This is a genomic window from Polynucleobacter sp. GWA2_45_21 (assembly GCF_001830325.1).
Lineage (GTDB): Bacteria > Pseudomonadota > Gammaproteobacteria > Burkholderiales > Burkholderiaceae > Polynucleobacter.
Genome location: NZ_MHZG01000001.1, coordinates 74,589 through 89,344 on the forward strand (window position 1 = coordinate 74,589; position 14,756 = coordinate 89,344).

Here is a 14,756-nt window from a genome sequence, read left to right on the forward strand (position 1 = left end):
TACCGTCAATTAATTTGTGCCGCCAACTACTTTAAGTAATTGCGCCCCCTCTTGGGGCTTAAATTCAATGCCTGCCTGCTCCAAAATCCAAGCCTCATATTTGGCATGCCAAATCCCCAACAACTCTAAGGGGCGTGATTTATAGTGCTTCTCTGCCGTTGCGCTGGGCTTATGCCCCATAATTTCGGCAACAATACCCACGGGCATTTCTACCCACTCAGCCAATGAGGCAAAAGTGCGCCTTAATCCGTGAATCGTGACGGGCGGGGACTTTTCTCCGTTAGCATCAACACTAATGAGCCCCGCAAGTTCTTGGACGCGATAGTGCGATACGCTAGGGTCAGCGTATCTACCTTCTTTTGAGGTGGGGCTACTAAAAACCCACTCATTGCGCCTTGGTAGGCTCTCAATCAGGCTTTTTAGATACGGAGTGAGTGGAATTTTTCTACCCTCCTCGACCACTTTATCTTTGAGCCATATCGCGCCCCATTGAAAATCCACATCAACCCATTTCAGGTTTGCCATTTCTTCACGTCTTGCACCAGTGAGTATTAGGGCCTGCAAGTAGGCTTTAGCAACTTTACTATTTAGGGCATTAACCGCCTTAAACCATGGCTTTAACTGGGCGCGGTCCAATACATCAAAACGCTTGCTTTTACGACTAGGCACTTCATCGCGCAGCTCCTTATTCTCTACTGCATTGAGATCAACAATCCGCGCAAACTCAGGCCGAATTGCACACCAACGCCAAAAGGCTCTAAACATTTCGAAACCTTGGCGAGCATTATTTGCTCTGGTTGAGGCTTCCACTTTTTGCCAATCTTTAAGGACGTCGGCATTAATATCAGCCATGCGCATAGACATGAGAGGATATAAAACCCCTGCCTTAGTTTTTTCTTTGCTGCGCTTTCTTTCCTCACCACCCGCCTGAGATAAATTCTCATGGTCTTTAAGGTGCCTCGCACCCCACTTCTTACCGCGCTCTATATGAGTGCGCATCATCTTGTCTTTTTGATACTTAAGATACTCATTCCAAGCTTCACCAACCAAAAGCTCTTTGCCCTTTGCTTCAGCCTTCTTTGCCTGCGCTTGTTCTTCCTTGGCTTTAGCAACATCTCTAGGATCTATACCTTGATCAGTTAATGCTTTAAGGCGGGTTGCCTCTGCTTGAGCCTGGCTGATTGTGTAAGTGCGCATATCACCTATGGTCAATCGCGCCGGAGATCGAGTTCCATCTATTCTTGATTCAAAGATATAGGTCTTTTTGCCTGCTGCCGTAACTCTAAGTCCCAATGAGGGCGTTTTAGCGTCCCAATAAAAGCTTTGCTGTTTGCCTTTTTCGCACTCAAAGCCATCTACCCGCCCAGCTGTGAAATTCACTTTTTTAGCCATCATCTAAAATCCGTAGACATATCGTAGACAAATAATAGCAAAATAAGGAAATATAAATCAACCCGAAAAATATACAAAAATCCTTAAATCATTGTATTTAAAGGGTTTTATGGTTAACAGGGGAATATATAGTAATGCGGGTAAACCCTATTATATGCGGGCTCATAACCCGAAGGTCGTAGGTTCAAATCCTGCCCCCGCAACCAAGATTTACAGCTCTAAGCCCTTATTTTTAAGGGCTTTTTGCTTTTTTGGGGTTTGGAGTCCAATTCGCGCCCCAAAATAGGGAAAAGATCCTTTTTGGATGCTCCCAGTCGTCTACTATCTTAAATACAAGGAATGAATCAACAATTCCTATGAAATGCCTATTTTGGAGAACAAGTAATGACATTAACAAGTAAATTGATTGCGATAGCCTGTGGCTCACTCATTAGCTTGGGGGCGATCGCTCAGAACTATCCTAACAAACCCATCAGAATCGTTGTGCCGTTTGCCCCAGGCGGAAGCACTGACATCATTGCGCGCAGTATGGCTGAGCCTTTAGGTAAGCAACTCGGCCAATCTGTCATTGTTGAAAACAAAGCTGGTGGTGGTGGCTCTCTTGGCGCATTAGAAGTGGTTCGCGCTCCCAAGGATGGATACACCCTAGGCATGGCTACCATTTCTACTACAGCTTCTAATCCTGCGATTAATACCAGGATTGGTTACGACCCGCTAAAGGATTTCACAGCAATTACGAATATTGCTGCGACACCTAATGTGATTGTGGTGAACCCGTCATTCCCAGCAAGAGATTACAAAACCTTTATCGAGGTCATTAAAAAGAATCCTGGCAAATATTCCTATGCGAGCTCGGGCACTGGTGGCATCGGTCATATGCAAACAGAATTATTTAAGAGTTTGACTGGAACCTATATCGTTCATATTCCTTACCGTGGTGCAGGCCCCGGCCTCGTTGATGTTGTAGCTGGTCAAGTACCCATCATGTTTGACAACCTACCTTCTGCCCTTCCCTTCATCAAAGATGGTCGCCTCATTCCGATTGTTATTGCTGCTCCAAAACGCCTGGCGATCTTGCCAAATGTGCCTACATTTGCTGAGGTGGGCTTAGCACCAGCAAACAGAATGGCTTACTACGGCCTCCTAGGACCTGCAGGCCTACCTAAAGATGTTGTAGACAAGATTTATGCAGCCGCTCAAAAAGCAGTCTTAGATCCCGCAGTCAGAAAGCGCATTGAAGATACTGGCTCCATCATTAATGTGAATGGTCCCGAGGCCTTCTCTAAGGAAATGGCTGCAGAACTTACAACTTATAAAGAAGTTGTTGCTAAGCAGAAATTAGAATTAGAGTAATGACTAAATAACTAAGCAATTAAGAGCCACCTAAGAATACTGCCCAAGAAAATTTGAGCAGTTTGGCTAAGCTAGATGAAGGGATTGAGTGCGGCGATGAACCGCACCCAATCCCTTTTTCTATGGCCAGTTTTACATCATAGAACCAGCTCAATTAAACCTATCAACATCTCTGCCAGATGCGTGCAAAGCCTTTTGACACAGCGGACAGGTAATGCCATCCCAATCTTGCAATGAGTCAGCCTCATCACATTGACTGCAATTTATACGTTCACTCAATCCAATTGAGTTGGGAACTGTGTACTCAGCAACAGCATGACACTTCTGGCAAAACTTGACGACATGGGTAAAGTAGACATCCCTCCCCCTGGCAAAGGAGCCAATGCAATTAAACCCACAGCCTCGACAAGCAAAGCGATATCTAGTCGTCATAGCAATGGATTTATTTATTTAAGGCGTCAAGAAACTGCATCTTGAATTGAGTCATCAATAAAGAACGCTCCTGATTTGCAACGCCAATCGTAATTTTTTTATAAATTAAGTCATCGTACACACGATCTATTTTTGCGAAATAGCTTTGATAGACCTTGCGAAGAGACGGATTTTGAATTTTCATTGCAATCTGCCTGCACTTTTGTGTTTCTCGCTTGAACTTTGCAAGCAACACCGTCTCATCTGCGCTTAATTTGTTGGGAGATGAGTACAAGAACTTAGAGCTTGGATTCGAAGGGTCTAATGCAAAAATAGTGCCGTCAATCGATTGGGCAGTTTTACCCTCATTGACCGCCTGAATACACTGAGCAATCTCATTTTGAATGTCATCCTTTGGCTTTGGCGCAGAAGCACTCTTCGAGGGCGCAATTGATGGTTTAGATTGCATAGTTGCCACATTCGATTGCGTTGAAATATTTTCATTGCTAGCGCAACCACCCAAAAGCCCAAAAACAATAGAGCCGATTAATAATAGTTTTTTCATTTTTACCCAAATATCTAAAGCAAATAACTCCATGAGTGAAGTCTTTGCTAAATTAGTAATAGCTCTCGTAAGCAGAATGAAGAATACGAAAGCCCTAAATACCTAACATCCATGCATTTGCATGGCATACGCCCTTGCTAGCAAATATCGCTAAACAAATGGCGGGTTTTAAGGAATTAGGATTTGGGTGGCTTGTAAGGACAGTCGGCTATATCGCCAAGAATGGGCCTATCCTCAGATAGGTTGTACGCAGATTGAAAATCTGGTGATACCGGAAGATCTAAGGATGTACTTCCCACATTTCCGGTGACGTGAGACATCAAAAATAAAGTGTATACAGGCTCTTCATCACTTGCCACTTCAACTGCAGATAACGAATTTGCGCTGAGCTCAAGATTTGTGCAGCCAGACGAGTAAAGGCAAGCGCGCTCTACTGCGCTCTGAATAAAAATATTACCCGCCATCACCTTGAAGGTAACAATAAAAATGCAAATAGCGAGAATTAAATTTTTCTTGTTCAAGAACATTGCAAAGATTTTATACTTTTTGTCACATATGTAATTTCATCATACAAAAAAACAGTATCCGCTCAATTGATGATTAATAAGTTGTAAAAAATCATGCACTTAGAGCGCTAAATAGCGATGATCAGCAAGAATCAAAGAGTTTAAACATTCAATAGGTATACTTTGACTTCAGATATCTCCACAGGAGAAGAGCATGAAAGTATTTCTAATGCGTCTATGGAGAAAATTAAATTATTTTCTTCGCACTCAATCTCAAATTGCAGTTCAGTCAAGCAAAGAGGTTTTGCGCAGACAAGAAACACCTAATCAGACAGACGCCCTACATCCAGCACTTTGTAGTGTTGTCATTCCAGCGCTTAATGAAGAGAAGGCAATTGAGTCGGTCATTCAATACGCACAAAAAGATGCTTTCACTGGAGAGGTGATTGTGATTGATGACAGTTCGATTGACAACACAGCTCAAATAGCCCGGGACGCTGGAGCGCAGATTCATACAAGCTCAATGCTGGGTAAAGGCGCCTCGATGCTTGACGGTGTTCAGGTCGCCACGTATGAGTACATTGTTTTTTTAGATGGCGACCTATCGGGCCTAGAAGAAAATATCATTGCAAAAATGTTAGCGCCGTTGATTGCAGATCAGGCTGACTTTGTAAAAGCAAAATTTGGCAGGGGCGGCGGGCGAGTTACCGAACTAACTGCAAAGCCCATGCTCAAGGTATTTTTTCCAGAATTAGCTGGGATTTCTCAACCACTCGGTGGAATTATTGCAGCCAAAGCCTCCTTACTTAAAAAGCTTACTTTTGAATCTGGCTATGGTGTAGATATTGGCCTTCTTATTGACGCTCATCTTAAAGGGGCACGCATCTGCGAGGTTGATATTGGTTCTTTAGAGCATGATAGCCAGCCTTTAGTAGACCTTACAACCATGGCCAATGAAGTGGCTCGTGTGATTCACCACTACTCCCGTCATGCTGGAAGACTACATGTAGAGCAAATTTCTGAAATGTATGAGGAGCAGAGACTAGCTTCAGCCTCATTTGATTACATAATCAATCGTCGCAAGGATCGTCGTAAAGTAGTGCTATTGGATATGGATGGCACCATCACACCAAATCAATTTATCCGGGATTTGGCAAGCTTTACTCATACGGAAGAAACTTTGGCGGCCATACTTGATCTCCATAAAAATGATGCTAGCACTCGCGAACAGAGGGTTGCAGAGATCTTTAAATTTACCCATCGAACTCAGTTTGAAAAGGTCGCAATGTCGATGCCCATCAAACCAGGCGTCGTGGAATTTGTAAATCAAATGAAGCGCAACGGCTTTATGGTTGGACTGATATCCGATAGCTACTTTATTGCCGCAGAAATCATGCGCAAGAGAATTTTTGCAGATTTTGCAATTGCGCATACCCTCAAATTTAGAAACGATATCTGCAGTGGCGAGTTAAATCTCAATAAAGATTTTTATCCAGATCGTAGCCATGGCAATTTGCAGCCTTGCAAAAGCAACGTGATTAAACAATTTCTCTCTAAAAACAATAAACCAAGTTTCACTGAAGTTTGGGCTATTGGGGATCAGTTAAATGATCTTGATATGCTATTACTGGCTGATAAGGCCTTTGTTGTCGACCCCAAGTCTCCAGAGCTATTGAAGCACAAGCATATTAAACATGTTTCTTCGTTTGAGGATTTATCTCAAGTCGATGTCATCATTTAAACGGCTTTGAGTTCTCTCAATTAGACGGGTGTGCCCAAGGATTCGAATTGCCAACTCAAGCAGTTAATGCCAAATGCGCAATGAATGCGGATCTGTTTTCTCCGGCTTTTTTTGCTTTTGCATCCAATCTAGCCAATACCCTTTTTGGAAGGGTGATATTGATTCGCTCTATTTCATCAGAAAGCAAGGCTGGATCAATCTCTACAATCGCCCAAACCCACCCTTTAAATTCTTTCCGCTTTTGCAACTCCCTCAACGAGCTTGGTTTTGGTATTTCTTGATTACGCTCTAAAGCAAGCTCAATCCAAATCTCTATAGCCTCTTTTGCATTTTCTATAGCCTCATCAATATCTCTATCTCCAGCTGAGAAACAGCCTGCCAAATCTGGCACAACTACACCCCAGGCTTCCTTGCTAGATCCCGGCTCAATTGCAATCGGATATTTCATTTATGGCCCCTCTTGATATCTGCCTGTTTTAATATTTTTTCCACTAAACCAAGACCCAAATCCTTTTTAGGATGAGGAATGCAAATATGCCCATCCTTTGTTCTGTGAATGAAGATATGATGCGAACCCCTCGTCCTAATGAGTACCCACCCATCACTCGTCAATAGCTCAATTAGTTTTTTACTGTGCATCGATCTCCTTTTAAATTATACACACCATACACACCATATACGCATATATTGATCTACTCTCCTTTTCGATGCCATAGGCGCTGGCTATGCTGGCGCCAAAATAGCGGCTCACTTTGGTTTAACTCCCATTTAGCTGGAAATTCCCAAACCTGCGCACCAGTGCTTGGTGTTTGATAAAAAGGAATATTCATACTTTGATATCGGGCGGTGACTGTTGGATGAGGGTGCCCGTAACGATTGCGATAGCCGTTTTGCGCAAATGCTTCATCAGGATTCAGTAACCATAGGAGATTTTGGGATGAGGATGTTTTGCTACCGTGATGTGGAGCCATAAATATCAGCGCCTTGTCTTGTAAGTCATTGAGTGCTTCTTGGGTTAAGCGCTCAGTGATATCGGCTTCACCCTGCTTCTCCACATCACCCGTTAACCAGAACGAAGTGTTTGAGTTACGAACCTCCAGAACACAACTGACTTCATTGGGCTTTCTAGGGTGTTGATCTTCAAAAACTGTATCCGCATGCGGATGCCAAATATGAAACTCCACCCCATCCCATGACCATTGCTGGCCGAAGCGACAGGGGATCGCAGGAATCTTTCTACTCTCTAAATTTGCGAGCAATGGGTTGGTACTCGGCAAGGATCCCATCATTGAGTCAAACTGTATTTCTTTTAAAAGAGTTGCGGCTCCTCCAATGTGATCGCTATCACTATGACTAATCACCATACGATCAATATGATTAATTCCCCTCCCTCTCAGATACGGCAGGATGATTCTTTGGCCTGCATTATCTTTCCCTTGAATGGGTCCAGTGTCATATAGCAATCGCTTTGTTTTAGTTTCGATTAGGACTGATGTGCCTTGACCGATATCGAGTACCGTTGCTCGAAATTCACCTAGAGCCAAATTAGTGTTTTGACTTGGGTGGATAAATAAACTCGTAGTGAGTGCGAGCCCGACGACTCTAGAAAACCAACTCTCTCGAATGGATCCAGGGCGAATCGCCAAGATGATGCCAGCGGTGGAGAGTGTTATCGCCCACCAAGCGGGCTGACTGAACCAGGCAACTGCCCATCTCCAATTAGCCATCCAAGCCAGCATGATAGCTAGGCAATCCATCGTGGCATGGGCTGATATTAATAGCCACTTACCCATGAAGTCAGGCAATAAGGCGCCCGCAATCGCCAGAGGCGTCACGATATAACTCACCACAGGAATAGCAATTGCATTTGCCAATGGCGAAACTATCGAGACTTGATAAAACCAATACAGAGTCAATGGCAAAAGTGCGATAGTAACTACGGCCTGCACACGACAAGCCTCTTTAAGCGCTTGAGAAAATCTATATCGCCAATCAAGCTCCAACTCTCTGCCAGTGGGTAGCCCCAATAAACCATCCGAATCCTGCATGGCGAACAAAATTGCCGCTACCGCCCCAAATGAGAGCCAGAATCCCGGCGTATAGGGCGCCATTGGATCAATCAGTAAAACAACAAAGAGAGCCCACCACCAGATATCAAATGATCGGGGGTTTCTGCCAGACCATAGGGCAAACGCAACTACGCCTACCATATACATCGTTCGCTGTGCCGGAATCTGAAATCCAGCTAACCAAGCATATACAAAGGCCGTTAGAAAACCGACTACCGCAGCAAACTTCCCAACAGGAATCAATAAGGGCAGATTATTACGACGCCATAAAAAGGTGGCCAGCATCGCACCGAAGCCAGCCAGCATGGTTACATGCAGACCCGATATCGATATGAGGTGGCCAATACCAGTGGCATTGAATACACGCCAGTCTTCTTGGTCTATTGCATTTTGGTCCCCCATGACCAGTGCTGCAATCACCCCGCCATAACGTGCACTCTTTGGAAGCTGGCGCTGAATTTTTTGCCTTAATTTCCAGCGCTGATATTCCATGGCTAGAGCGAATTCAGACATACCAATATCTTTTTCAAGAAGTAACTTGCCAGACCTCACTGATCCAATGGCACCAAAGTCTTTATGAAAAGACCAGCGCTCAAAATCAAAGGTGTAGGGATTGAGTGACCCATACGGCCTTTTGATTTTGACTTTGAACTCCCAGCGCTGACCTGGAATAATTTGGGGGACATCTTGAGGGTTACGCCATGCTGGCTGCCAACTTAAATACACCTGCGTAGGAATTGAATCAATTGACTCCTTGCCTAACCATGCCCGATCCACCTCAAAAGAAAACTTGGCGCCACCGGACGAACTTTGTGGCAAGGCATTGACTCTGCCTTCAAGAACAAGATCCTTACCCTCATACTCGATGGAAAGAACATGAGTCAGTCGACTTTGTGCGTAATGTGCATTCCATGCAAATCCCAAAGCAAAACAGCATGTAGTGAGTAATGCGCTGCTGACATAGCAATATTGAATTAACGAGCGATTGATGTAGGCGCAGGATAGAGAAATGAAGATGGTTATTATGCATATCCAATACCAATACTCTGGCACAGTAGGCAAAAATAGAAGAAGCGATCCCCCGGCGATGAACGCCGCAATATTGATACGCAAGCTCTTAAGAAGCGGATTGTGGGTTTAGTTTATTGGCCATTAATAATGACCAACGGGGCAATACCTGCATCGCGTTTTGCCAAACTACTTTTGAAAATACTTCTTCACTAATACCGCGAATGCTAGCTAGTTGCTGAGCAATTCTGGGGAGTAAAGCGGGCTCATTGAATTGCCCACCCTCTTCCCTAAGCCATGCCGGCGGAATATCCGGCGCATCTGTTTCAGTAACGATGCTCTCAAGCGGCAATTCGTTTAAAAGACGACGAATCTGCAATGCCCTATCGTAGGTTGCCGCCCCACCAAATCCCAGTTTGAAACCCAATTCAATAAATTGCTCAGCTTGCTGATGACTCCCATTGAATGCATGCGCTATACCGCTGGGAACTTTTCTTTTGCGCAGCGCTTTGAGGATGGCATCTTGTGAGCGGCGCACATGCAAAATGACTGGCAACTGGAACTGTTGAGCCAAATCGAGTTGCTTATGAAAGAAATACTCTTGGCGCTGAGGATCAAGACCCTCGACAAAATAATCTAAGCCAATCTCACCAATACCTACAAATCGAGGATCGTTCAATGATTGCTCAATTTGCTTCTGAAGAATCTCGATATCACTCTCTTGGGCTTGATTGATGTATAGCGGATGGATGCCCAGGGTATAAACCAAGCCTGGAATTTGATTACTAAATTGATCTGCTAATTCTCTAGCCTTAAGCCAATCAGACGATTGAACTGTAGGCAGCAAGATAGCTTTAACGCTTTTACTTGCTGCTCTTGAAACAATTTCAGGAAGTGAGTTTGAGAACTCCGGCGCATCTAGATGGCAATGGGTATCAACCCATGCGAGCTCTTTGCCAACTTCGCTCATTGCGCGAAAGTCTTTAATACTCCGCGCTCTAAATGCAAAATCCGGTCACAACGTTTAGCGCGAATAGGGTCATGGGTCACAATCACGAAAGCAGTACCCTGCTCACGAGCAATATCTAACATCAAGTCAAATACACCATCAGCAGTTTCAGTATCGAGATTGCCAGTTGGCTCATCCGCTAAGACGCAAGCGGGATTGCCCACTAAGGCACGAGCAACCGCTACTCGTTGACGCTCACCACCAGATAGCTCGCCTGGGGTATGTTGAACTCGCTTTGCTAAACCGACCGCATGCAACATCGTATTGGCACGTTCCATAGACTCTTCATTACTCAGTCCACGAATACGTAAAGGTAAGGCGACGTTTTCAACAGCACTGAATTCATCTAAGAGATGATGGAACTGATAAATAAAACCCAAACTCTGATTGCGCAATTGATCCAGTTTTCTCACTGGCAATTGATGGAGATTTTCTCCAGCCAAAATGACTGTCCCTGAGCTAGGCGTATCTAATCCACCCAACAAATGCAACAAAGTGCTCTTACCAGAACCCGAAGATCCAACAATAGCTACCTTCTCAGAAGCGTTTACCTGTAAATCAATTTCCTTAAGGACGTCAACTGCTGTTGGTCCTTTGCCATAAGTCTTTGCAAGGTCGGATGCACTCAGAATCACGCCATTGTTTTTTTCATTCTTGAAATTACTCATAGCGCAATGCCTCCGCAGGTTGAACTTGGGCGGCACGGCGACTTGGATACAGGGTAGCTAATACAGAAAGGCCGAAAGCCATCAAGCCCACTGTCACCACATCAGATAAACGCACATCCGAAGGCAACTCACTAATAAAGTAGACATCGCGTGGCAAGAAGCGCACTCGGAAGATCGCTTCTATAGCAGGAACAATCACATCAATATTTAAAGCAATGAGAAGACCAAGACCAACACCGGCTAAAGAGCCTAGCAAACCAATCGCCAATCCCTGAACCAAGAAGATGCGCTGAATGAGCCCTGGGCTTGCACCCATCGTTCTCAAGATGGCAATATCGGCCTGCTTCTCATTCACCGTCATTACCAAGGTAGAAACCAAATTAAAGGCAGCTACAGCAATAATCAGGGTCAGGATGATGAACATCATCTTCCTTTCGGTTTGAACTGCTGCAAACCAATTCCGATTCGAGCGTGACCAGTCGCTAACCCACAAAGCTTGCGGAACAACCTGGGCTAATTCAGCAGCAATTTCTGGCGCACGTTGCATATCATCGACCTTCACGCGCAAACCAGATGGATCTTGTAAACGCAATAAAGCTGCGGCATCTTTCCAATGCATGATGGCAAGGGAGCTGTCGTATTCATAATGGCCGCTATCCACAATACCAACTACCTGAAGCGTGCGCATTCTAGGCATAGCGCCTGCAGGAGTGAGATCGCTTTCTGGCACGATGAGATTAATGCGATCACCCACGCGTGCCCCAACAATATTAGCGAGCTGGGCGCCCAAAGCAACACCAAAAGCACCTGGCTTCAGATCCTCAATGCTGCCGGCAACAAATTGCTTTGGTAAATCAGAAACCTTACCTTCTTCGCTTGGAAGCACCCCTCGGATCGCGACGCCACGCATCACACTATCGCGACTCAATAAACCTTGTGAGCTCACCATGGGGGCGACACCAACAACGTGAGGCTGAGCAGCCACCTTCAGTGCAATCGGCTCCCAATTGGCCAAACCATCTGGAGCAGTAATTTCAACATGAGAAAGGACGGAAAGCATCCGATCGCGCACTTCCTTTTGGAACCCGTTCATCACTGAAAGCACCACAATCAGGGCGGCAACGCCCAAAGCAATGCCTGCGGTGGAGATTCCGGAGATAAAAGAAAGGAAGCCATCACGCTTACCCACGGTCTTCCGACGCTTAGATCGGGTGTAGCGCAGGCCAATTTCTAGCTCAATAGGAAGTCTCAACATACACACAGTTTAGTGAATTAAATGGGCAAACCGATGGATTCTGTAAATGCCACCTAAAATCAGGGGAATGACTGCCAATTTGACCTCCCCAGCAAGTGCTTTGCGACGCTTTACCCTTATGGTCTCAGGGGAAGATGCTATTGACGCTGGACCGGACCAGAATGTCCCGCCAAGCGGACTGCCACAAGAGCGGTTTCTATTGGGCGATAGGCTCCCAATAGCGCCAGTATTGTTGTTAGGTCAGAGTGACTTGGCGATCAATCCAAATGAAACCATTGCCTGCCTTCAACCGGTACATCTGCACGCTACCCGAGATCACTTGATTTTGATGGCACAAAGTCAGATAGATCTGACTGAAAATGAATCTGCCAGATTACTAAATATTGCCCTCCCATTTATTGAAGAGGATTTTGGCAGCAAAGTCTTATTCCAAGGGCAGCGTGATTGGTTTATTCCAGCAGGACCGTTTGCTAGTCTAGCTACTCACTCGATTGATCAAGCACATGGGCGCAATATCGATTGGTGGATGCCACGCGATACGAGTGAAATTGGAATTGCCAAGCTCTGGCGCAAACTCCAAAATGAAATTCAAATGCTCTGGCATATTGACCCAGTCAATGAAGAACGAGAGCAACGCGGATATCCCAGCATTAACTCGCTTTGGATTAGTGGCATTGGAAAACTAGCGGATATTCAAACTCCTCAATTGTTTGAGAAAGTAAATCAGATATATGGAGATCATGCCCTTCTACCTGGACTGGCAAAGTATCTTGAAATTTCCCAGCGGAACGAAATTGACTTCTCACAACTTCAGAATGCCTTTGCGTGGATTGATCGCCCTGAGGGTATTTTGGATAATTTAAGAAGAGCTCTCTTGAGCAATGAGTTAGATGAAATTGAAATCATCGATTTTCCAAAGGGGCAAGCCCGCCACAGAATCTTCACAGCAAAAGACTTCAATAAAAAGTCTTGGGCCTTCTGGAAAAAATCAGAACCCTTAACTTGGTCAGAAATTATTGCAACATGAGTGTATTTTCTCAGCGCCCCTTTTCTGATCGCACGGCCAGTTGGTTGCAACAAAGCGGTTTACACCCACTACTGGCTAGACTGTATGCAGCGCGTGGCATTGATAAACCCGATGAACTCTCATTAGATCTCAAACAACTTCTCTCGCCAGTGGAGTTGAAAAACTGTATCAGCACTGCTACCCTACTCGCCGATATTCTCGATCGTAAGGAAGCGATGCTGGTGGTAGCAGACTACGACTGTGATGGTGCCACCGCCTGTGCTGTTGCGCTCAGAGGCTTAAAGATGTTGGGTGAGCCAGATACCCCTATTCAGTTCTTGGTGCCAAATCGTTTTACGATGGGCTACGGCTTAACTCCAGAAGTAGTTGACTTAGCGGCTCAGCAAAGTCCTAGGCCTAAATATCTTATTACTGTAGATAACGGTATTGCCAGTGAAGCTGGGGTAGATCGAGCTCGCGAATTGGGTATGGAAGTCATCGTGACTGACCACCATTTACCAGGCGATAGATTACCAAAAGCTACTGCAATCGTAAATCCCAATCAGCCCGGCTGCACCTTTCCAAGTAAAGCACTTGCAGGCGTGGGTGTGATGTTCTATTTATTAGTTGCTCTACGCGCAGAACTTCGTAAGCGTGGGAAATTTACTGCCGAGACTCAACCCAAAATCGAGAACTTATTAGATTTGGTGGCCTTGGGTACCGTAGCAGATGTGGCACAACTTGACCGCAATAATCGCATCCTGGTTTCCAATGGTTTGAAGCGTATTCGGGCTGGCGCATCTCAGGCTGGTATTCAAGCCTTGTTCCAGGCCGCGGTGCGCGATCCGCGCAAGGCGAATACCTTTGACTTAGGGTTCGCTATCGGCCCTCGCTTGAATGCCGCTGGTCGCTTGGCAGACATGACTCTCGGCATCCGCTTATTGCTCAGCGATAAACCCGATGAAGCTATTGAACTAGCTTATGAACTTGATCGCATTAATCGCGAGCGACGTGTGATTGAAGGCGGTATGCAAGAAGCTGCCCTCGCCCACCTCGCAGAAGATCAATTGACGGGCACCATGGCAGAACGCTCAAGCATTTGTCTTTGGAACGCAGAATGGCATCAAGGCGTTGTAGGCATTGTTGCTTCCCGCCTCAAAGAGAGATTCAATCGTCCTGCCATTGTGTTTGCTCCAGCAGATGGCGCTAGTGGTGAAGAATTGCGTGGCTCCGGTAGATCATTGACTGGGTTTCATCTGCGCGATGCTTTAGACATTGTTTCTAAGCGCGAGCCGGGCCTGATTCTCAAGTTTGGTGGTCATGCCATGGCAGCGGGCCTGAGTATCAGAAAAGCAGATTTTGAAAAGTTTGATGCGGCATTTCAAGAGGTTGCCAATCAATTACTGAACGATGAACTATTAGAGCGTCGCCACATTCATGATGGTCCACTCGATCTTTCTGAGTTCACACCCGAAACAGGCGATCTTCTTGCTGAAGAAATCTGGGGCCAAGGCTTTCCTCAACCGATTTTTTATGGGGAATTTGAGGTCGGACAACAAAGCCTCATGAAGGAAAAACACCTACGCTTGCAGCTTCGTCCGATTGGGGATGGGAAGCTAGCTAGCAAGCCATTTACCGGTGTTTGGTTCAACCGGACTCAGCCCTTGCCGGCCAAGGCCAAGCTGGCCTACCGCCTGGTAACCGACCGCTTTCAGGGTCAAGCTCGCGTACAACTCATGGTTGAGGCCCACGACGAGGGTTGAGTAGCAATAA

General features: G+C 45.6%; 13 protein-coding genes. 4 read left to right on the top strand and 9 right to left on the bottom strand.

From position 1 onward, the window contains the following. Window positions 1-9 precede the first annotated feature (9 nt). Window positions 10-1,395 carry an integrase family protein gene (locus A2X74_RS00335; RefSeq protein ID WP_293627265.1) on the bottom strand — a complete coding sequence of 462 codons (1,386 nt, stop codon included), beginning with the start codon at window positions 1,393-1,395 and terminating at the stop codon, window positions 10-12. 381 nt (window positions 1,396-1,776) lie between these two features. Between A2X74_RS00335 and A2X74_RS00340 the strand changes: the two genes are divergently transcribed. Further along, window positions 1,777-2,745: a tripartite tricarboxylate transporter substrate binding protein BugE gene (locus A2X74_RS00340; protein ID WP_293627267.1), complete on the top strand. Its 969-nt coding sequence runs from the start codon at window positions 1,777-1,779 to the stop codon at window positions 2,743-2,745. Between the two features lie 442 nt (window positions 2,746-3,187). Here A2X74_RS00340 and A2X74_RS00345 read toward each other — a convergent pair whose 3' ends face one another. Both A2X74_RS00345 and A2X74_RS00350 read right to left on the bottom strand, forming a co-directional pair. Further along, window positions 3,188-3,721 carry a hypothetical protein gene (locus A2X74_RS00345; RefSeq protein WP_293627269.1) on the bottom strand — a complete coding sequence of 178 codons (534 nt, stop codon included), beginning with the start codon at window positions 3,719-3,721 and terminating at the stop codon, window positions 3,188-3,190. A gap of 176 nt (window positions 3,722-3,897) precedes the next feature. Continuing rightward, a complete protein-coding gene (locus A2X74_RS00350; RefSeq protein ID WP_293627271.1) occupies window positions 3,898-4,248 on the bottom strand; it encodes a hypothetical protein in 351 nt (116 codons plus the stop codon). 193 nt (window positions 4,249-4,441) lie between these two features. On the opposite strand from A2X74_RS00350, the gene A2X74_RS00355 reads away from it, so the two are divergent. After that, the gene (locus A2X74_RS00355; protein ID WP_293627273.1) at window positions 4,442-5,968 is read left to right on the top strand and encodes an HAD-IB family phosphatase; all 1,527 of its coding nucleotides are present in this window, start codon (window positions 4,442-4,444) and stop codon (window positions 5,966-5,968) included. Window positions 5,969-6,023: 55 nt separating this feature from the next. On the opposite strand, the gene A2X74_RS00360 is transcribed toward A2X74_RS00355, so the two are convergent. Genes A2X74_RS00360 through A2X74_RS00385 form a run of 6 tightly spaced genes read right to left on the bottom strand, consistent with a single transcriptional unit; the run spans window position 6,024 to window position 11,974 of the window. After that, window positions 6,024-6,416, bottom strand: a complete 393-nt coding sequence (locus A2X74_RS00360; RefSeq protein WP_114653502.1) for a type II toxin-antitoxin system HicB family antitoxin — start codon at window positions 6,414-6,416, stop codon at window positions 6,024-6,026. Beyond that, a complete protein-coding gene (locus A2X74_RS00365) occupies window positions 6,413-6,607 on the bottom strand; it encodes a type II toxin-antitoxin system HicA family toxin (protein ID WP_293627275.1) in 195 nt (64 codons plus the stop codon). The genes A2X74_RS00360 and A2X74_RS00365 overlap by 4 nt, the downstream gene beginning before the upstream one ends. A 53-nt stretch (window positions 6,608-6,660) precedes the next feature. Further along, window positions 6,661-9,150 (bottom strand): DNA internalization-related competence protein ComEC/Rec2, encoded by a 2,490-nt coding sequence (locus tag A2X74_RS00370; RefSeq protein WP_293627277.1) that lies wholly within the window; start codon window positions 9,148-9,150, stop codon window positions 6,661-6,663. Between the two features lie 4 nt (window positions 9,151-9,154). Further along, window positions 9,155-10,015 (bottom strand): TatD family hydrolase, encoded by an 861-nt coding sequence (locus A2X74_RS00375; RefSeq protein WP_293627279.1) that lies wholly within the window; start codon window positions 10,013-10,015, stop codon window positions 9,155-9,157. Next, the gene (gene lolD / locus A2X74_RS00380) at window positions 10,012-10,722 is read right to left on the bottom strand and encodes a lipoprotein-releasing ABC transporter ATP-binding protein LolD (protein ID WP_293627281.1); all 711 of its coding nucleotides are present in this window, start codon (window positions 10,720-10,722) and stop codon (window positions 10,012-10,014) included. The genes A2X74_RS00375 and lolD overlap by 4 nt, the downstream gene beginning before the upstream one ends. Further along, window positions 10,715-11,974 (bottom strand): lipoprotein-releasing ABC transporter permease subunit, encoded by a 1,260-nt coding sequence (locus A2X74_RS00385; RefSeq protein ID WP_293627815.1) that lies wholly within the window; start codon window positions 11,972-11,974, stop codon window positions 10,715-10,717. The genes lolD and A2X74_RS00385 overlap by 8 nt, the downstream gene beginning before the upstream one ends. Before the next feature lie 70 nt (window positions 11,975-12,044). On the opposite strand from A2X74_RS00385, the gene A2X74_RS00390 reads away from it, so the two are divergent. Together A2X74_RS00390 and recJ are read left to right on the top strand one after the other, a co-directional pair. Continuing rightward, window positions 12,045-13,004, top strand: coding sequence for a hypothetical protein (locus A2X74_RS00390; protein WP_299763974.1), 960 nt, complete (start codon window positions 12,045-12,047; stop codon window positions 13,002-13,004). Beyond that, window positions 13,001-14,746: a single-stranded-DNA-specific exonuclease RecJ gene (recJ, locus tag A2X74_RS00395; protein WP_293627285.1), complete on the top strand. Its 1,746-nt coding sequence runs from the start codon at window positions 13,001-13,003 to the stop codon at window positions 14,744-14,746. The genes A2X74_RS00390 and recJ overlap by 4 nt, the downstream gene beginning before the upstream one ends. Window positions 14,747-14,756: the final 10 nt, after the last annotated feature.

Coding starts and splice junctions, on each gene's coding strand:
- A2X74_RS00340 (WP_293627267.1), top strand. CDS start 1,777: ATGACATTAACAAGTAAATTGATTGCGATAGCCTGTGGCTCACTCATT.
- A2X74_RS00355 (WP_293627273.1), top strand. CDS start 4,442: ATGAAAGTATTTCTAATGCGTCTATGGAGAAAATTAAATTATTTTCTT.
- A2X74_RS00350 (WP_293627271.1), bottom strand. CDS start 4,248: ATGTTCTTGAACAAGAAAAATTTAATTCTCGCTATTTGCATTTTTATT.
- A2X74_RS00335 (WP_293627265.1), bottom strand. CDS start 1,395: ATGATGGCTAAAAAAGTGAATTTCACAGCTGGGCGGGTAGATGGCTTT.
- A2X74_RS00360 (WP_114653502.1), bottom strand. CDS start 6,416: ATGAAATATCCGATTGCAATTGAGCCGGGATCTAGCAAGGAAGCCTGG.
- A2X74_RS00375 (WP_293627279.1), bottom strand. CDS start 10,015: ATGAGCGAAGTTGGCAAAGAGCTCGCATGGGTTGATACCCATTGCCAT.
- A2X74_RS00365 (WP_293627275.1), bottom strand. CDS start 6,607: ATGCACAGTAAAAAACTAATTGAGCTATTGACGAGTGATGGGTGGGTA.
- recJ (WP_293627285.1), top strand. CDS start 13,001: ATGAGTGTATTTTCTCAGCGCCCCTTTTCTGATCGCACGGCCAGTTGG.
- A2X74_RS00390 (WP_299763974.1), top strand. CDS start 12,045: ATGACTGCCAATTTGACCTCCCCAGCAAGTGCTTTGCGACGCTTTACC.
- lolD (WP_293627281.1), bottom strand. CDS start 10,722: ATGAGTAATTTCAAGAATGAAAAAAACAATGGCGTGATTCTGAGTGCA.
- A2X74_RS00345 (WP_293627269.1), bottom strand. CDS start 3,721: ATGAAAAAACTATTATTAATCGGCTCTATTGTTTTTGGGCTTTTGGGT.